The 16,708-nt window shown below is 44.7% G+C and carries 20 protein-coding genes and 2 tRNA genes; 11 read left to right on the plus strand and 11 right to left on the minus strand.

The features are described 5' to 3' along the window. From E2K52_RS09825 to hisB, 6 genes are all read right to left on the minus strand, one after another. A partial coding sequence (locus tag E2K52_RS09825; RefSeq protein ID WP_151204945.1) for a DMT family transporter occupies positions 1 to 778 on the minus strand: 778 nt, incomplete at its 3' end. A 71-nt stretch (positions 779 to 849) separates the two neighbouring features. Further along, complete coding sequence (hisA, locus tag E2K52_RS09830; RefSeq protein ID WP_151204946.1) at positions 850 to 1,584, minus strand: 1-(5-phosphoribosyl)-5-[(5-phosphoribosylamino)methylideneamino]imidazole-4-carboxamide isomerase; 735 nt, start codon at positions 1,582 to 1,584, stop codon at positions 850 to 852. A gap of 341 nt (positions 1,585 to 1,925) precedes the next feature. After that, positions 1,926 to 2,588, minus strand: a complete 663-nt coding sequence (locus E2K52_RS09835) for a 3'-5' exonuclease (protein ID WP_151204947.1) — start codon at positions 2,586 to 2,588, stop codon at positions 1,926 to 1,928. Positions 2,589 to 2,710: 122 nt separating this feature from the next. Continuing rightward, a complete protein-coding gene (locus E2K52_RS09840; RefSeq protein WP_151204948.1) occupies positions 2,711 to 3,190 on the minus strand; it encodes a DUF805 domain-containing protein in 480 nt (159 codons plus the stop codon). A 130-nt stretch (positions 3,191 to 3,320) separates the two neighbouring features. Next, on the minus strand, positions 3,321 to 3,938 hold the full coding sequence (gene hisH / locus E2K52_RS09845; RefSeq protein WP_151204949.1) for an imidazole glycerol phosphate synthase subunit HisH: 618 nt from the start codon (positions 3,936 to 3,938) through the stop codon (positions 3,321 to 3,323). Continuing rightward, complete coding sequence (gene hisB, locus E2K52_RS09850) at positions 3,938 to 4,531, minus strand: imidazoleglycerol-phosphate dehydratase HisB (RefSeq protein ID WP_151204950.1); 594 nt, start codon at positions 4,529 to 4,531, stop codon at positions 3,938 to 3,940. The genes hisH and hisB overlap by 1 nt, the downstream gene beginning before the upstream one ends. Positions 4,532 to 4,628: 97 nt before the next feature. Between hisB and E2K52_RS09855 the strand changes: the two genes are divergently transcribed. The 7 genes from E2K52_RS09855 (at position 4,629) to tehB (ending at position 8,586) form a co-directional block, all read left to right on the plus strand. Further along, a complete protein-coding gene (locus E2K52_RS09855) occupies positions 4,629 to 5,006 on the plus strand; it encodes a GNAT family N-acetyltransferase (protein WP_151204951.1) in 378 nt (125 codons plus the stop codon). A gap of 167 nt (positions 5,007 to 5,173) precedes the next feature. Next, positions 5,174 to 5,249: transfer RNA gene (locus E2K52_RS09860), tRNA-Phe, on the plus strand. A 137-nt stretch (positions 5,250 to 5,386) separates the two neighbouring features. After that, positions 5,387 to 5,462: transfer RNA gene (locus tag E2K52_RS09865), tRNA-Phe, on the plus strand. A gap of 226 nt (positions 5,463 to 5,688) precedes the next feature. Next, positions 5,689 to 6,180 carry a hypothetical protein gene (locus tag E2K52_RS09870; RefSeq protein ID WP_151204963.1) on the plus strand — a complete coding sequence of 164 codons (492 nt, stop codon included), beginning with the start codon at positions 5,689 to 5,691 and terminating at the stop codon, positions 6,178 to 6,180. Between the two features lie 197 nt (positions 6,181 to 6,377). Beyond that, the gene (locus E2K52_RS09875; RefSeq protein WP_151204952.1) at positions 6,378 to 7,127 is read left to right on the plus strand and encodes a hypothetical protein; all 750 of its coding nucleotides are present in this window, start codon (positions 6,378 to 6,380) and stop codon (positions 7,125 to 7,127) included. Between the two features lie 110 nt (positions 7,128 to 7,237). Then, complete coding sequence (locus E2K52_RS09880; RefSeq protein WP_151204953.1) at positions 7,238 to 7,510, plus strand: hypothetical protein; 273 nt, start codon at positions 7,238 to 7,240, stop codon at positions 7,508 to 7,510. A 212-nt stretch (positions 7,511 to 7,722) separates the two neighbouring features. Then, positions 7,723 to 8,586, plus strand: coding sequence for an SAM-dependent methyltransferase TehB (gene tehB, locus E2K52_RS09885; RefSeq protein ID WP_151204954.1), 864 nt, complete (start codon positions 7,723 to 7,725; stop codon positions 8,584 to 8,586). Between the two features lie 92 nt (positions 8,587 to 8,678). Here tehB and E2K52_RS09890 read toward each other — a convergent pair whose 3' ends face one another. Further along, on the minus strand, positions 8,679 to 9,104 hold the full coding sequence (locus E2K52_RS09890) for a hypothetical protein (protein WP_151204955.1): 426 nt from the start codon (positions 9,102 to 9,104) through the stop codon (positions 8,679 to 8,681). A gap of 175 nt (positions 9,105 to 9,279) precedes the next feature. Here E2K52_RS09890 and E2K52_RS09895 point away from each other — a divergent pair, with 175 nt between their 5' ends. Beyond that, a complete protein-coding gene (locus tag E2K52_RS09895) occupies positions 9,280 to 9,744 on the plus strand; it encodes a hypothetical protein (protein ID WP_151204956.1) in 465 nt (154 codons plus the stop codon). Beyond that, a complete protein-coding gene (locus tag E2K52_RS09900) occupies positions 9,735 to 10,070 on the plus strand; it encodes a hypothetical protein (RefSeq protein ID WP_149494653.1) in 336 nt (111 codons plus the stop codon). The genes E2K52_RS09895 and E2K52_RS09900 overlap by 10 nt, the downstream gene beginning before the upstream one ends. Before the next feature lie 19 nt (positions 10,071 to 10,089). Here the strand turns inward: E2K52_RS09900 and E2K52_RS09905 are convergent, their stop codons facing one another. The 3 genes from E2K52_RS09905 to fadB all read right to left on the minus strand — a co-directional run bounded on the left by E2K52_RS09905 (position 10,090) and on the right by fadB (position 14,065). Further along, entirely contained in the window at positions 10,090 to 10,593 is a 504-nt protein-coding gene (locus tag E2K52_RS09905; protein WP_151204957.1) for a glycine-rich domain-containing protein, read from the minus strand. Positions 10,594 to 10,729: 136 nt separating this feature from the next. Further along, on the minus strand, positions 10,730 to 11,902 hold the full coding sequence (gene fadA, locus E2K52_RS09910) for an acetyl-CoA C-acyltransferase FadA (protein WP_151204958.1): 1,173 nt from the start codon (positions 11,900 to 11,902) through the stop codon (positions 10,730 to 10,732). Positions 11,903 to 11,914: 12 nt separating this feature from the next. Further along, positions 11,915 to 14,065: a fatty acid oxidation complex subunit alpha FadB gene (gene fadB / locus E2K52_RS09915; protein WP_151204959.1), complete on the minus strand. Its 2,151-nt coding sequence runs from the start codon at positions 14,063 to 14,065 to the stop codon at positions 11,915 to 11,917. A gap of 491 nt (positions 14,066 to 14,556) precedes the next feature. On the opposite strand from fadB, the gene lpxO reads away from it, so the two are divergent. Beyond that, positions 14,557 to 15,474, plus strand: coding sequence for a lipid A hydroxylase LpxO (gene lpxO, locus E2K52_RS09920; protein WP_151204960.1), 918 nt, complete (start codon positions 14,557 to 14,559; stop codon positions 15,472 to 15,474). Between the two features lie 110 nt (positions 15,475 to 15,584). After that, positions 15,585 to 16,019: a PH domain-containing protein gene (locus tag E2K52_RS09925; protein ID WP_151204961.1), complete on the plus strand. Its 435-nt coding sequence runs from the start codon at positions 15,585 to 15,587 to the stop codon at positions 16,017 to 16,019. An 11-nt stretch (positions 16,020 to 16,030) separates the two neighbouring features. Here E2K52_RS09925 and E2K52_RS09930 read toward each other — a convergent pair. Further along, on the minus strand, positions 16,031 to 16,708 hold a 678-nt coding region (locus E2K52_RS09930), incomplete at its 5' end, for an AAA family ATPase (RefSeq protein ID WP_151204962.1).

The raw sequence follows: 16,708 nt of genomic DNA on the forward strand, positions 1-16,708 counted from the left end.
CCCAGATCGGCTCTCCAGCATAAATGATGGCTGCCTGAGACGGATCTACCCGCCGCTGGGCCCAGTTCATAACTAGCTGTATACACGCACTGGCTATTCCCAGCGCGATTAAAATACCAGCCAGATGCCAGTGAAACACTGGCAGGCGGGACTCTCCAAGCCAAGGTGCAACCAGAAAGCAGAATAGGGAGGCAAAAAACAGTTGCAGTACAGTCACCCGCCGTACATTCACCTGTTCGGCAAAATGGCTGATAAAAATAATTTCCAAAGCAATTGCAAATGAACCAAGCAGGGTCAGGATCTGGCCAAAATTCAGCTGAATTGCACCCCAGCCATTTCCGGTTAAAAACACCAGTCCCACAAAGGCCAACAGAACACCTACCCAGGTCATCACCTGCGGTTTTTTACCGAAGAGCAGCCAGAGCAGCAAAGGAACCAGAGGAACATACAGGGCAGTCAAAAAGGCCGACTCGCTACTGCTAATACTCTGTAGCCCCACCGTCTGGGTGGCATACCCTATAGCAATCACCGCGCCAATTACCGCACCGGCCCATACTTCTTTTAGCGTCATGCCCCGAAGATGCTGAAGTGAGATCAAACTTACCGCAATCGCAGCTGCCGCAAAACGCAAGCCCACAAACAGCACTGGACTGCTAAAATTCAGGCCGTATTGTACGGTAATAAAACTGCCACCCCAGATGATCGTGATCAGGATCAGGGCGATTTGAGGCGCTTTGGCTGTCCAGCCAGAGCGGAGATGATAAACAGATGTAGACATGGGGAAGGAGATCAAAAAAATAGGACAATAAAAAAAGAGGCCCGCAGACCTCTTTCTTCAGCAGTGACGTATTATAGCGCTTCCTGCTCATCCAGCAATAATTGTGCTTCACGCAGGCTTAAAGTCCCTTCATAAATCGCACGGCCGGTAATTGCACCTAGAATACCCGGTTGATCTTTCAGCTGACGTACATCATCCATATTGGTGACCCCACCTGAAGCAATCACAGGCAACCCTGAATATTGTGCCAGAGTGACGGTCTGCTCGATGTTTACACCCTGCATCATGCCATCACGCGCAATATCAGTATAGACAATGCTAGATACGCCGGCATCTGCAAAGCGTTTGGCCAGATCAGTGGCTTTGACATCGGTAATATTGGCCCAGCCATCGGTTGCCACCATGCCATTCATGGCATCAATACCGACAATAATATGTCCAGCGAATTTCTTGCATGCTTCTTCGACGAACTCAGGCTCCTGAACCGCTTTTGTGCCGATAATTACAAATGACACACCTGCTTCCAGATAATGTTCAATCGTTTCCAGCGAACGGATTCCGCCACCAATCTGGATAGGCAGCTCAGGTTGAGACCTGACAATAGCTTCGACCACCGGTTTATGCACCGGTGTACCTGCAAAGGCACCGTTAAGATCTACCAGATGCAGACGGCGAGCACCTTCATTGACCCAATGCTGTGCTGTTGCAACCGGATCATCAGAAAATACGGTATCGTCTTCCATACGACCTTGTTTTAAGCGGACACATTTGCCATCTTTCAGGTCAATTGCCGGGATGATCAGCATGCTTTCGCTCCTTGCTTAATCTTTAGAATGAATTTGTATCAGCTCATCTTAGCAAATAAAGTCAAAATTTCTAACTGATAAACCGTATGAAAAGAGAAAACCTGTCCGAAGATAAGGGAGAGTTCTGTAATTTATTTCCATTATTTTAGTGATTTATGTAGAGAGTGGTTTTCTGGCCGGCTGAATTTAACAGGGCAATTCCACAGGCACGCTGATTTGCATTGACCGGACTTTATTGGCTACTTTAGCTGCTGTTGGGCGTTCAAGTATTGTGGGGTATTGAAAAATAGAATGCTGAAAATACAGAGCACAGCTAAAGAGCGAATAACCTTTTTAAACAGCTATATTGTGGAGTTCGGCTGGATTTTGGGTTTGAGTGAGGTACCAGGAAGGTCTTTGGGTAATAATCCTCGCGCCAGTAGTTCTTCAAACACTAGACGCGGTGCATAGGCATCGGCTGTCGCATAGCTGATCTGGGCCGGACTGAGATGTTTTGTGGCCCAGTTTGAGGTGCTGATATGTTTCGATTTGGGGAAATTGACCTGAAACAGTAAAGCCATGGCATTTTTCAGCCCCACCGGATTTTTTAGGCCAAAATCCCTAAAACATGTCGATAGCTCTATCACGTTGTTCAGTTCAATCCCTCTTTTACGAAAGAGATGGGCATCATTTTTCAGGCCGAAACCGACTTTAATCTGGTCACGACTGGCAAAAATCGGTTTTAAAAACTGCCAGATCTGCTCGTGCATTTGAAAAAGATAGGCTTTGTCCAGAGTTGCCAGTTGAATCAGATGCGGGCCTGTAGACACTTCACCGGCCTTAAAAGTGGGTTTGGATTCCGAGTCAAAACCGAATACTGTCACCTGTTCAAGCTCCGAACGCAAGGCTTCACATTGCTGCAGACTGTTAATCACAAGGATGCGTTCAGGTACAAGATTTTGAAACCGAGGAAACGTTGCAATGTGTTCTTTGCTTGGTAAGACGGAATGTAAGCATTCATCCATGGCGGCGCTGTATATATCTGTAAAAAAACAGCTTAAAACTTTTTAGGATAAAGTGCAAAAAGCAGGGCGGAATGAAAGGCATGGGCAGCTAGAAGAGGCCCATGCTTCAATACTCGGATGATTTAGAGTTTTGGCAGAGAGTCACCCGATATCATAAAAGTCGCTATGAATAATAAAATAAGGACCAGAATATACAAAATAGCCAGTACATTTTCCCAGCCACGGGTAGTACGGGGTTGTCCAAACTGGTTCGCCTGTTGATCCCCAGGTGCAAACAGGAGATAAAGGGCAAATAAAATATTCACCACAGGCACCAGCAGCAGCAGGCTGAACCAGCCGCTATGATTGCGGTCATGCAGGCGGCGAATAGTAAAGATCATACTAAAATAAATAGCCACGCCGTACAGGAAAATAAACAGGATGATTACAGGAGGGGAGAGCGAGCTTCCCAGAGTATCCAGATTTATGCCTGGCAGCATCAAGGCGATAACAAACCCGATGAGCAGAAAGAAAAAGCCCATGAGCATATTCCAGGCGAGATAAGAACGACGGCTAAAACGGCCAGCAGGTTTGAATCCAGAATCATCAATGGTATTAAGCATATTATTTCCTTTTATTTTCATTTGTTTTTTTTGGTGAGAGAATCATATAATTATTCTTTGAATCTGAAAAGCTTAAATCTTAGGCAGTAAAAAAGCCCGCATCTCGCGGGCTTTGTTGACGGGGCAGGAATCAGATATTCCAGTCCACAAAGTTTTTCAGTAATTGCAGGCCTGCTGTATGACTTTTTTCCGGATGGAACTGAGTGGCAAACAGGTTTTCTTTATGAATCGCCGTACAAAATTCAAGGCCATAGGTACACTGCGCCGCCACAATAGCCGGGTCTTGCGGTTCTACATAATAGCTATGTACAAAATAGAAACGCGCGTCCTGATCGATATCTTTCCACATCGGATGATCGGGGTCCGCCTGATGTACCTGATTCCAGCCCATATGCGGCACTTTTAAGCCGGCCATCTCCGGGAAGTGCTTGACTGCACCTTCAAAAATACCCAGAGCCGGCGTACCGCCATTTTCCTCAGAATGTTGCATTAACGCCTGCATGCCGACACAGATTGCCAGCACCGGTTTATTAAACACGGCATTACGCACCACGGTATCAATACCGGCTTCATGCATGCCCTGCATACAATCACGCATTGCACCGACCCCTGGAAAGACAATCTTGTCTGCCTGTGCAATCAGCTTTGGATCATTGGTCACATCAACAGTGGCACCGACATGTTCCAGGGCTTTGGCTGCCGAGTGCAGATTTCCCATGCCATAGTCAAGAAGGGCAATACGGGGCATTACAGTGTCCCTTTGGTAGACGCCACTGTATTGGCAGCACGTGGATCAACTTCACATGCCATACGCAGTGCACGGGCAAAAGCCTTAAATACACTTTCAATCTGGTGATGGCTGTTTTTGCCTTTCAGGTTGTCGATATGTACCGTCATTAAGGCGTGGTTGACAAAACCCTGGAAGAATTCAGAAAACAGATCTACATCAAAACGGCCAATGGTTGCACGGGTAAAAGGAACATCCATAAACAGCCCCGGACGGCCTGAAAGATCGACTACGACACGGCTTAAAGATTCATCTAGTGGGGCATAGAAATGGCCATAGCGTTTTAAGCCTTTTTTATTACCGAGTGCCTGTGCAAAGGCTTGCCCCAAGCTGATGCCACAATCTTCTACCGTGTGGTGGTCATCAATTTCCAAGTCACCATCACAATGGATATCAATATCAAACAAGCCATGGCGCTTGATTTGATCAATCATATGATCTAAAAATGGAATCCCTGTGTTTAAGGTGCCTTGACCAGTACCGTCGAGGTTCAAACGAACGCGAATTTTGGTTTCGTTGGTATTTCTTACCACTTCACTGATACGATCTGTCATAGACACGTTCCTCAAATACGTCAAAATGATTGATGTAGAAAATATTTTTCGCCGTGACGACGTCACCGCATATTAGATTGCTCAGGAGGGTTTATCAATGCCTATCACCGTACATGCTTATACTTCTTTGGAAAATGACGAAGTGCGCAGCCAGCTTGAGCGACTGTATGACACCAGCCCTGAATTTAGTGATGGGGCAGATGCCATAGAACAACTAGAGCAAAACCTGGCACAGTATACCCTACTTTATACGGCAGAATTTAATACCAAAATCATTGGTGCAATTTGGGCCACGGGACAAGGTGAAAGCCGGATTCTGGAAAATATTGTGGTGCATCCGGCCAATCGAGGGCGGGGGGTAGCAGAAAGGCTGGTTGCAGAAGCCTGTCGAATGGAAGAAGAAAAAGGTGTAAAAACCTTTGTTCCGGGCTGTGGTGCTATTCACCGTTGTTTGGCGAATCTAGAAAAAATTTAACCAGCCTGCTGTTTGAGGTAAAAAGCTGCTGAAAGGCCGGTGTTGATTCGGTTTTAAGCCAAAATGCTCAATTTAAGCGGGGTATTGGTGGAAAACTAAACATTTGGTGGTTTTTCTTTATTTCGCTCTTGACGCTTGCGGCCTGAAACTGTTTAATACGCGACATTGGCGTGATAGCTCAGTCGGTAGAGCAACGGATTGAAAATCCGTGTGTCCCCAGTTCGATCCTGGGTCTCGCCACCATATTCAAAAACAAATTTAAAGTTTTCAATCCCTGATCCCATCAGGGATTTTTTTTAGATTAAAATTCACCCACTCAATCATTTTTTTCATAATTTTGATTGACTAATGGGTCCAGATACGGCTTAATACACCGCATCGGCGTGATAGCTCAGTCGGTAGAGCAACGGATTGAAAATCCGTGTGTCCCCAGTTCGATCCTGGGTCTCGCCACCATATTCAAAAAAATCCCCAAACCTAGTTTGGGGATTTTTTTTATCTGTGCCTGATGTATTTTTCTGTCTGTATGCAGGGTTCATACGCAGAGTCAGTCGGCTGGACTGTTTATAGACCTGTCATGCTCAGCCGAATGACCGTTTATCAGACTTAACAATATCAAGGCATAAAGTTTGTAAGATAAAAGTCAGATATTTTTTACTTTTCTATCCGAGGGGTATGAATGATGACTCTCTTAAAAGCTTTAAACCTCAGCTTGCTTGCGCTTGTCGCAGGTACGGCTACATTCACCCAGGCTGCTCCTGTAAGCTCAGGTTCTGTGGTTCTTCCCACCTTAATTGTGATGGCAGAGCCAGAGCTACGCGCCATGACCGAAATTATTCCTTATCAGGAAGAAGCCAGTCAGCGGGATGCATTAAACCGTTATCTGATGAAAGTCGAACGGGATATTCAAAGTTATAGCGTCGATGCCGACTTTGCCGGAAGCATTGATGTGGTTCGTGCAGCGCCTAAGCCTGATCTTGACAGCCTACCTGTGGTGTTCCGGGAATATGTTCTGGTGGTGGCAGCAGGACTACAATCTGCCGATCCCAGAAAGGGCCTGTATACCATCTTGCAGCCTTTTGGAATTGATGCGAATGCCACTACGGTGCAGATTGTACGGGAGCAGTTTCATCCCAACCAGCTTAACATCAGCCTGCCTTTTACCTTTCGATAATCATTCAGGCCGCTTTCTTCAGCGGCACTGTGTTGCGTGAGGGATAAAGAGAGAATTCCTTTCTTTTGTCTCTCAAAATCATGCTGCCTAAGGGTCGTTAAAAATACAAGAAAATTCATCGGTCTTGAATTCTGCCTGAAAAATGAGCATAGTGTATTGAAGAAACAAGATCTGAATCCCAGACCTGGAGCGTGTGCATGCCGCGTGTTTTTATGATTTTAGCCGGTGCGACCCTGGCTATTTTTATCGGGCTATTTTATCAATATTCAGTACAACAAAAAAATCAGGCTGAGCTGGCCGAATATGAAATGGTGCTGGAAGAAAAAACACAGCAGATTGCAGAGCAGGCACAAAACTGGTCTACACCCATCCAGCTGGAAATTGAAGATGAGCGACTAGATGGTGATTATGCCATCATGGCTGAATTTGTACTGGGCCAACTGCGTGACAGTGCCGAGGAACGCAACCAGTATTTGCGTGAACTGAAGGCAGCCAACTGGCAGAATTTTCTGAATATTGACCGCTTAGCCCAGGACCAGACGCAGGGTTATACAGACACTGAGGCGATGCTCAAGCAGGTACATCAGATTGTGAATGATTATCAGCAGAAAATTCAGCAACGTGATGCCGAGCTGATTAATAAGGCTCAGCAACTGGATATTAAAAATCGTTATCGCCAACAACTGACCCAGAATCTGAAAGATAGTCAGCAAAACAGTAATGCTCATGTGATTTTTGAAATAGAAAAACAGAGCCTAGCTAAGGCAGATGCGCTTTTTGCTTTATTAAAACAACATAAATGGCAAAAGAAAAATCAGACTTTTATGTTCTATGAGGATAAAGCGGTGAAAGAGTTTAATGCGCTGTACAAGGACATGCTGGACTTGAACAGGCAGATGCAACAAGTTGCGAGCGCCAACCAGAAAGCGGTTGAAAACAAGCTATAGCCCTGTAGGTAATCACAGGATTGCCACATGACTGTCATCTGCTGTTCAAACTCAGTGCTTAAATTGGACATGTCGCACAGATCACGACATAACATTTAAGCAGGTGAGTCATGCAAACAATTCAGGTTTTTGCTGATATTCAGCAGGTGTACAGTGAGTTTGTCGCAAATAAAATATGTCCAAAATTACAAAGTTTAAATAATGAAGGCAGGAGCCGATTTTTCTTGAATCAATATTTTAAGCTGATTGAGGACTGGCACTATACCGAACAGATTGTAATCCAGTTTAACCAGCAATATTTCAGTCTGGATCTGGGAGGCGCACCGGATTTTATGGATCAGGAAAATTATATGCGCTGGCTACAGTCAGAACTACTACATTAGTCCAAGCCTCCTATTTATGATCTACCTACACCCAAGCTGTCGATCTAGGCAGCTTTTTTATTTTTCAGGTGTGGTCTGTATCTTGCTGCTTTATGAGTACAGCGTACATAAGCATGATTTTCATTCCGGCCTGAACAGGCTATGCTGAACTCCATAAACCCGTCGCTAGAAGCATGACAGGCGGCGCATGCATGAGATGGAGGACGAGATTGATGCAAGAGCTCATTTGTTATAAGGAACTTCCGGTCTGGACACAGCAGAGTATTCCTCAGGGTTTCAAGAATCAGCACAACACCAAAGCAGGTACCTGGGCAAAACTGACAGTCTTAAAAGGTAAGCTACATTTTGCCATGCTGGAAGAATCGGGTAAGGTGCAATCTGAACATGTGTTTACACCAGAGCAGCAACCACCATTTATTGAACCTGAGGCTTGGCACAAGATTATTTCTGCCAGCGAGGATGTCGAATGCCAGCTGCGTTTTTATTGCCGGCCTGATGATTATTTCAGCAAGAAATATCAGTTGAATCCTACCCATTCTGAAGTGCTGGCTGCCATGCCCTATTTACAGGGCGGTCGTGCGCTGGATATCGGCTGCGGTACAGGACGTAATGCGCTTTATCTAAGCCAGAACGGCTTTAAAGTCGATGCCTGGGATGTTAACGAAAACAGTTTGCAGACCTTGAGACAAATTGTACAAACGGAGCAAATTGATCACTTGCAGATCCAGCGTCGCGATCTCAACACAGATACCCGCATTACAGGCCAATATGACTTGATCTACTGTACTGTGGTGATGATGTTCCTTGAGGCAAAAACCATTCCGCCGTTGATCGCACAAATGCAGCAGGCCACCGTGCCGGGTGGTTATAACCTGATTGTCTGTGCCATGGATACAGACGATATTCCGGTACAGCCAGACTTTCCATTTAGTTTTAAACCGGGACAGCTCAGTGCTTATTATGAAGGCTGGAATCTGGTGAAATACAATGAAGATATTGGTGAGTTACACCGTGTAGATGAACAGGGCCATCGGATTAAACAGCGCTTTGCCACCATGCTGGCGCAAAAGGTTTAAATAAAATTAAGTTTTAATTCCTGAACATAAATTAAATCCTCCAAAACAAAAAAAAGATGTCAGGCAGACATCTTTTTTATGCTTAAAAATTCTTAAGCTGCTTTTTTAAACCAAGAGAACCAGCCTTTTTTCTCAGCTTTTACTTCGGCTTGAGTCACTTCGGCTTTTTCAGTAATAGTTTCTTTTACTTCAGCAGCAGTTTCAACAGTTGCGTCTTTTGCTTCTGCTACTTCTGTTTTTGCAGCTTCAACTTTTTGTTCTGCGGTGGCTTGTGCATTTTCTACTTGAGTAGTTGTTTCAGCTTTTACTGTTTCAACTTTCGCTTCAGTTGCTTGTTTTGCTTCTGTAGCAGTAGTTTGAGCAGCTTCAACTTTTGCTTGCACAGGTGCAACAGCTTCTTTAGCAACAGTTTGAACTGTAGTTGTTGTAGCAGCAGGTGCTACTTGAGCTTCAGTTGCCATTGCAGATACAGAAGTTGCTACGATTGCAGTCGCAAGTACGGTTTTAAGCATGTTCATATAAACCCCTTAAAGAAGTAGGAAAAAAGAGGCTTGATCATACGCGTATAAAATTTAAGTGATTTATAAATAGGATTTTATTGGTGGAAAAATAAACCAATTTTACAAAGGGATAACATTTGGTCTAGTTAAGAATTATAATTATTTCAAACAAATAATTATTTTAGAGAGTGTAGTGGGCGAACTTCAAACAAATGGATATATTACTTGCTCATCCTGTAATACAGTAAATAAACTTAATCAAATAGGAGAGCAGGGGCTTTATCACTGTGGTACATGCAAAAATCCATTAATTCTTATTAATAAAGAAAAGTCTAAATCTGGTTTACTGAAGACTTTAGTTATTGCAGGCATGATCGGAGTCGCTGGTGGAGTAGGTATAAATCAGATTAAGGATGCTCTCCGACCAACTGAAATCAATTATTCCAAAATACAAACAAATTGGACAGACACACAAGTTAGACAGTTTGATCTCAATTGTAAGGCTAATGTGGCACTAGAGAAGAAAAAGTGGGATGCTGAGCGTATTGATAAAACATGTACATGTTTTACTACTTATGTTGTTGAAAATACAAAATACCCATTATGGGGTAAATTAGATCCTGAAGTAGTTAGAGCAGGTATAAAAGAATGCACGTAGTTGGTACAGAAGTAATTCAATTAAATTTAAATACGAATTTGAGTAATTTTTTAAACTTGGTCGATGAAGTTTATGCAGGAAATTTAAAGGCTTTTAGTGATGCTTTTTCTGATACGGATGCCTCTTTTTATGAGCGCTTAAAAAAAGATATTCAAAGAGCAAAGCAAGGTTCATTAACTGTTAAGAAAGAAGATGCATTGAAGAAATATATTTTTTTTCTTGAATATAAACAGTGGGAAAAGAACAAACAGACAAAATTCTCTAAGAAATTGGATCTACAATTCGATATAGCAATTGAAACGCTATGTAAGGCAACTGAGCAGTAATACTGCCCAGTTTTAAGGATTATTTACAAGCACCGGGTACTCGACATGCACAGCTTGAAGGAGCATGGCAGGCATGATCATCTCCACAGCGTGCCTCTATCGTGAAGTCCGGATACGAGCCGAACCAAATTTCATAAAGTTCTTTGGTTCGTCGGAATGTATGCTTTAAATTTTGTTGGTCGACTTCATCATGAATGCCAAAATATGGATAGTGATGCAGATAAGCTCCAAAAACTTTCATGCAATCCATGTGGTAGTTTCGAGTATCTAAAATGTGAGCATGCCAAAACTCATCAACAAGTCTGTTAGGTACTAACGTTTCTTTTGGATAAATGTATTTTAACGCTAGAAAACGTTTGTATTCTTGTTCGGCAAATTCACAGACATCAACAGACATTTTTGCTTCAGAACCTATAGTTAATTTAAATTTCAGTTTTTTGAAGTTTAAACTTGCAATAGCACTAGGCATATTTGAACTTTGTATAGTTGAAGAACTTTTAAATTGAATTGCTAAATTTTCCATTTTTTTTCCTTAGAAAGTCATAGCAGTGTTGCTATGTAGGAAATATTGCCATATGACTTTCTTTGGATAAGGGAATTTTAAGGGACAAAAAACCCCGCACTCAGCGGGGTTTTCTTTTTATCTACGTATTTAAGAATTAAACACGTTCGATCACTGTTGCAATACCTTGACCCAAACCAATACACATCGTCGCAAGACCGATTTGAGTATCTTGCTGTTCCATGATGTTTAGGAGAGAGGTAGTAATACGCGCGCCAGAACAGCCCAACGGGTGACCTAATGCAATCGCACCACCATTCAGGTTCACGATGTTCTGTTTCTCGTACAGCCCTAAGCCTTTAAGTACAGACAGACCTTGCGCAGCAAAGGCTTCGTTCAACTCAACAGTTTGAATATCTTCAATCGTCAGGCCAGCACGTTTCAATGCTTTTTGTGTTGCCGGAACCGGGCCATAACCCATGATCGCAGCATCACAGCCTGCCACTGCCATAGAACGGATCACTGCACGTGGTTTCAGACCCAAAGCTTGAGCACGTTCAGCAGACATCAGCAACATAGCCGATGCACCGTCTGACAATGCTGAAGACGTTGCAGCAGTTACTGTACCGCCTTTAGGATCGAATACTGGACGTAAAGCACGGAAAGTTTCGATGTTGGCATCCGGACGGATCACTTCATCAATATCGCACAGAACTTTATAACCGTCAGCATTATGACCTTCAATGCCTACGATCTCGTTCTGGAATAGACCATTTTCAGTCGCAGCCCAGGCACGGCGGTGTGATTCAACACCAAACGCATCCTGTTCTTCACGAGTAATGCCGTTCATGCGACCTAGCATTTCAGCCGTCAAGCCCATCATGTTTGAGGCTTTTGCATAGTGCTTAGATGCAGCAGGGTTCAGGTCGATGCCGTGCATCATGCCAACGTGGCCCATGTGCTCTACACCACCAATGATGAAAATATCACCCTGGTTAGTGGCAATCTGAGCAGCCGCAGTATGGATCGCCTGCATAGAAGAACCACACAGACGGTTTACGGTCTGACCTGCAACAGTCTTAGGAAGATCAGCCAACAATGCGATGTTACGCGCAATGTTCATCCCTTGTTCCAGAGTCTGGTTTACACAGCCCCAGATCACGTCTTCAACTTCATTCGGGTCGAATTCGTTACGAACCATCAACGCACGGATAAGTTCAGCTGACATGCTGTCGGCACGTACATTGCGGAACATACCGTTTTTCGATTTGCCCATGGCCGTACGTACGCCATCAACAATCACAACGTCACGTGGATTTAAAGTAGCCATTCACGTCACTCCTTAACCGTAGAATTTTTTATTGTTAGCAGCCATGTCACGCAACATTTGCGGCGCTTCATAAGCCTTACCAAGATGTGCATACTTGTCGCAAAGTGCCACGTATTCAGCAACACCTGTCTGGTCGATATAACGGCATGGACCACCACGGAATGGAGGGAAACCAATACCCATGATCATCGCCATATCCGCTTCAGCAGGGGTCGCCACGATGTTATCTTCCAGACAACGTACTGTTTCGTTGCACAGGGCCAGCATCATACGGTCAATAATTTCCTGAGCATCAAATTCGCGTTTTTCACCTGATACCACCGGAGCAATTACGTCATATGCTGTTGGATCAACAGTCTTAGCTTTTTTGCCTTTACGGTCGAGTTCGTATTTGTAGAAACCGACATCATTTTTCTGACCCAGACGTTTTGCTTCATACATGGTCTGGATAGAACCTTTGTAATCAGGCTTCATACGGTCAGGGAAACCTTCGGCCATGACTTCTGCACCATGTACGCCCGTGTCGATACCGACCACGTCCATCAGGTAAGCAGGACCCATTGGCCAGCCGAATTTTTCCATGACTTTATCGATTTGCTGGAAGTCTGCACCGTCTTTCAGTAACAGGTCAAACGCACCGAAGTAAGGGAATAGGACGCGGTTTACCAGGAAGCCCGGGCAGTCATTTACCACGATTGGCGTTTTACCCATTTTCTGGGCCAGAACGACAGTCGTTGCAATGGCTTCTTCAGAGGTCTTTTCACCGCGGATCACTTCAACCAGTGGCATCATGTGTACCGGGTTAAAGAAGTGCATACCAACAAAATTTTCAGGACGTTGCAGCGCTTTTGCTAAACGCGTGATTGAAATCGTCGACGTGTTGGATGCAATAATCGTGTTTTCACGGACATGCTTTTCAGTGTCTGCGAGAACGATTTCTTTGACTTTAGGATTTTCAGTAACTGCCTCAATCACGATATCCACTTCTTTAAACTCTTCATAGCTTAAAGTCGGACGGATACGCGCCAGAGTTTCACCCATTTGCGCTGGCTTCATCTTTTTGCGTTCAACCTGCTTGGTCAGCAGTTTGTTGGCTTCAGACATACCCAGTGCCAGTTGCGGGTTACCAATATCCTTCATGATGATTGGCGTGCCTTTGCTTGCCGCCTGGTAAGCAATACCGCCACCCATGATACCAGCGCCCAGTACAGCAGCCTGATTGACCGGATGTGCACCTTTTTCATGTTGCTTAGAGGCTTTTTTCACCACTTGGTCATTCAGGAACAGACCGATCAATGCGCCTGCTTGTGGTGTTACTGCTGCTTTGGCAAAGCCTTGAGCTTCTATTTTTAGCGCGTCGTCACGATGCAGACTGGCACCCGCCTGAAGCGAGTCAAGCAATAATTTTGGCGCCGGATATTGAGCTGGATTCGCTTTCGCCAGTACTGCACCTTTAGCCGTGTTGAATGCCATCATTTGCTCAAGCATGTTCAACTTCACTGGGTCCAGTTTTTCCTGACGTTTTTCCTTCCAGTCCAGACGGCCATGAATCGCCTGTTTCACCAGGTCAATTGCTGCATCTTTCAGCTTGTCTGCGGCAACCACTGCATCCACGGCACCATCTTTGAGTGCCGCAGCCGGTTTTTTAGGAGCAGCCATTGCCATCCATTCAACAGCATTGTCGATACCGATCAGACGGCTTAAACGCACTGTTCCACCAAAGCCCGGGAAAATTCCCAGTTTAATTTCAGGCAGGCCAACTTGCGCCTGTTCTGACATCACACGGTAGTCACAGACCAAGCACATTTCGAAACCGCCACCCAGTGCCATGCCGTTAATGGCAGCCACCTTAGGAATATCCAGGTCTTCGAAGCTATTGAAGATTTCGTGAACTGGCATCGCCCAGTCAACAATTGCCTCTTCGCCCTGTGCGAAGTTAGCCCCGAATTCAGTGATATCAGCACCTACAATAAAAGTAGATTTTGCTGAAGTCACAATCAGGCCCTGAATATCAGCCTGAGATACGGCCTCAATTGCAGCCTTAAAATCTTCAATCGTTGCACGGTTGAATTTGTTAACCGACTCACCTTGTAAGTCAAAGCGGAATTCTGCAATTCCGTCCTCAAGCATTTGGACGGTAATGGCATTGCCAGCGTGGATCATGCCCTGATCTCCTTTATTTTGGAGGACTTCTAAGTTGATGTTGTGAAGCAAGCGCGCATTTCCCGCACACTTTTATACTTCGCCAATCTTACGATAACTATAGCCAAAAAGAACATCACAAGTTGTATCAAGCCGTGACGCAAGGGTCATCAATTTTTAGCGACCAGTTCAGTTGCGGTTACAGTCAGGCTCTAGCGAACTGTCATTGTAGTGTAGTGAAGTTATTGTTTCATTTTCACTTTTTTTATTACGATGGCTGAATTTTTATAACCTAGAACGGACTGCTTGCAAATACTCGCTCTGTGGTTTTTTAGTCAAAAAAGTCAATTCAGCTAGAAAATATGTAGTTCAGCTAAGGCAAATAGACGCGACACTGCGTTCCATTAGTGTGGTGCTAGCAGAGAGATCCGCTTTGTTATAATACCGACATTTTTTGACTCATGTGTTTTTCCTGTGCCTAGTTGGGGGCCTAAAGTTTTCTGGATACTAATATGCTTAAGTGGATTATTTTGGCCATTTTCGTCATTTCAGCGTTATATATACAACGCCGTGGCAAAGTTCGGCATTCATTTTACCGTCAGTTTTTTGATCATTCGACCCTGCTGGCACCCATCAATTTTTTAATGTACCTGTTTTCCAGGGTGCCCAATCAGCCTTATATCGATACCCAGCATTTTAAGGACTTGCAGGTTCTGGATGAACACTGGGAAATGATTCGTGATGAAGCCCGGGCTCTGTATGAACAAGGGGGCATCAAAGCCTCCAGTAAATATGATGATCTCGGCTTTAACTCGTTTTTCAAGACCGGCTGGAAACGCTTTTATCTAAAATGGTATGACTCGGCCCATCCGTCTGCGGCAGAGCTGTGTCCAAAAACCACCGCCTTGCTGCAAACCCTGCCCAGCATTAAAGCCGCCATGTTTACCGAACTGGCGCCAGACAGCCGTCTGGTAAGGCATCGTGACCCCTATGCCGGTTCATTGCGTTATCATTTGGGATTAATGACTCCAAATGATGACCGCTGTTTTATTGATGTCGATGGCGAACGTTATTCCTGGCGCGATGGCGAGAGTGTGGTATTTGATGAAACCTATATTCACTATGCCGAAAATAAGACCGATCAAAACCGGATTATTTTTTTCGCCGATGTAGAGCGCCCTTTAAAAACCCGCTGGATGGAAGCTTTTAATCACTGGTTTGGTAAAAAGGTGATGACCGCGGCCAGCTCACCGAATGAGGCCGGAGACCAGACCGGTGGCTTAAACAAAGCCTTTGCCTATGTTTATCAGATTCGTATCCAAGCCAAAGCGTTAAAGGCCAAAAACCGCCAGCTCTACTATTTTCTGAAATGGTTCCTGATGCTGGGGATATTCTTCCTGATTTTTATCCGGCCTTATGTGTTCTCCTAAACCATAACTAAAAGATAAAAAACGCCCATCTGGGTGTTTTTTATTGATCGGGAAGCCTCAGCACAGGACTCTGATTTTGTGTAAGATAGATACAGAAACAGGGGAAAGCGATGCACATATTTCGTTCCAAAAAAGACTGGTGGCTGCTGGCCTTTATCATCTGTATGAGTGGACTGCTCATACAGCTATTACTGACCATGCAGGCTAAGGGTACGCTGCTGCAATATCCGCTGCATAGTGCTGTTTATATACTGACGATTGTCGTGATCTGGTGGCCGGTATGGAGTACCCGCTATATTGTTCAGGACGATATGCTGTCGATTAAAAGCCTGTGGTTGCGCTGGCAGATTCCGCTGCATGCCATTCAACAGATCCAGCCCACGGATTATTCCGAGGTAGCTCCGGCGCTATCTTTAAAACGTTTGAAAATTACTTATATGCAGGCAGATACGCAAAAATATGTGCTAATTTCGCCTCAAAAACCAGAACAATTTATGCAGGCGATTGCATCACATCAGGCAAAAAGCTCTGCTAAATCAGTTTGAGCGGCTGGGAATCAATCCTCCGAGGGGGCGGGCAGAATTCGTAGTTGTCCGTCATGACAATCTAAAAAAAGCTCGAACTGTTTTGGCTGTTTCAAGAAATACATGGCCAGAATCGGTTCCAATTCTGTGCGTATTTTACGGCCCAGATGGCGGGCGCCATAACGGATGTCATGACCCTGATAAAAATAGGCCTTGGCGGCGGGGCTTAAATGCACCTGACGCTGCTGATGTTGCAGACGTTTGTTGAGTTTTTCCAGTTCAATCTCAACCAGACGCGGCAAGGCATCCTGCTGTACCGCTTGATAGTGCAAGGTACGATCAATCCGGTTTAGGAATTCTGGATCAAATTGACGCTGCATGATGTGGTCAATAATACGCTGAGTCGCTAGCTTTTTTAGACAAAGTTGCTGCATTTTCTGTGGCAGATAAGCCAGTTTTTCCAGATATTGCTGGGCGGCCTGTGCTCCGATATTACTGGTCATAAAAATCATACAGTTACGAAAATCAATGGTTTTGGTTCCGGCCGTCAAGGTGAGGCGGCCGGTATCCAGCACATTCATCAGCCCGCGAATCACTTCGGTACTGGCTTTTTCCAGCTCATCAAACAGCATGATGCCCGGGCGGGTATGACTGCCGGTAATCGCGATTTCATCAAACAGGCTATGACCTTCTTTAGAGCCAACATAGCC

This window comes from Acinetobacter sp. RF14B, from assembly GCF_006864105.1.
GTDB lineage: Bacteria > Pseudomonadota > Gammaproteobacteria > Pseudomonadales > Moraxellaceae > Acinetobacter > Acinetobacter lwoffii_C.

Coding starts and splice junctions, on each gene's coding strand:
- E2K52_RS09875 (WP_151204952.1), top strand. CDS start 6,378: ATGCCGCGTGTTTTTATGATTTTAGCCGGTGCGACCCTGGCTATTTTT.
- fadA (WP_151204958.1), bottom strand. CDS start 11,902: ATGGCTACTTTAAATCCACGTGACGTTGTGATTGTTGATGGCGTACGT.
- E2K52_RS09835 (WP_151204947.1), bottom strand. CDS start 2,588: ATGGATGAATGCTTACATTCCGTCTTACCAAGCAAAGAACACATTGCA.
- E2K52_RS09855 (WP_151204951.1), top strand. CDS start 4,629: ATGCCTATCACCGTACATGCTTATACTTCTTTGGAAAATGACGAAGTG.
- hisA (WP_151204946.1), bottom strand. CDS start 1,584: ATGCTGATCATCCCGGCAATTGACCTGAAAGATGGCAAATGTGTCCGC.
- hisH (WP_151204949.1), bottom strand. CDS start 3,938: ATGCCCCGTATTGCCCTTCTTGACTATGGCATGGGAAATCTGCACTCG.
- E2K52_RS09925 (WP_151204961.1), top strand. CDS start 15,585: ATGCACATATTTCGTTCCAAAAAAGACTGGTGGCTGCTGGCCTTTATC.
- E2K52_RS09900 (WP_149494653.1), top strand. CDS start 9,735: ATGCACGTAGTTGGTACAGAAGTAATTCAATTAAATTTAAATACGAAT.
- tehB (WP_151204954.1), top strand. CDS start 7,723: ATGCAAGAGCTCATTTGTTATAAGGAACTTCCGGTCTGGACACAGCAG.
- E2K52_RS09890 (WP_151204955.1), bottom strand. CDS start 9,104: ATGAACATGCTTAAAACCGTACTTGCGACTGCAATCGTAGCAACTTCT.
- E2K52_RS09905 (WP_151204957.1), bottom strand. CDS start 10,593: ATGGAAAATTTAGCAATTCAATTTAAAAGTTCTTCAACTATACAAAGT.
- fadB (WP_151204959.1), bottom strand. CDS start 14,065: ATGATCCACGCTGGCAATGCCATTACCGTCCAAATGCTTGAGGACGGA.
- E2K52_RS09880 (WP_151204953.1), top strand. CDS start 7,238: ATGCAAACAATTCAGGTTTTTGCTGATATTCAGCAGGTGTACAGTGAG.
- hisB (WP_151204950.1), bottom strand. CDS start 4,531: ATGACAGATCGTATCAGTGAAGTGGTAAGAAATACCAACGAAACCAAA.
- E2K52_RS09840 (WP_151204948.1), bottom strand. CDS start 3,190: ATGCTTAATACCATTGATGATTCTGGATTCAAACCTGCTGGCCGTTTT.
- E2K52_RS09870 (WP_151204963.1), top strand. CDS start 5,689: ATGACTCTCTTAAAAGCTTTAAACCTCAGCTTGCTTGCGCTTGTCGCA.
- lpxO (WP_151204960.1), top strand. CDS start 14,557: ATGCTTAAGTGGATTATTTTGGCCATTTTCGTCATTTCAGCGTTATAT.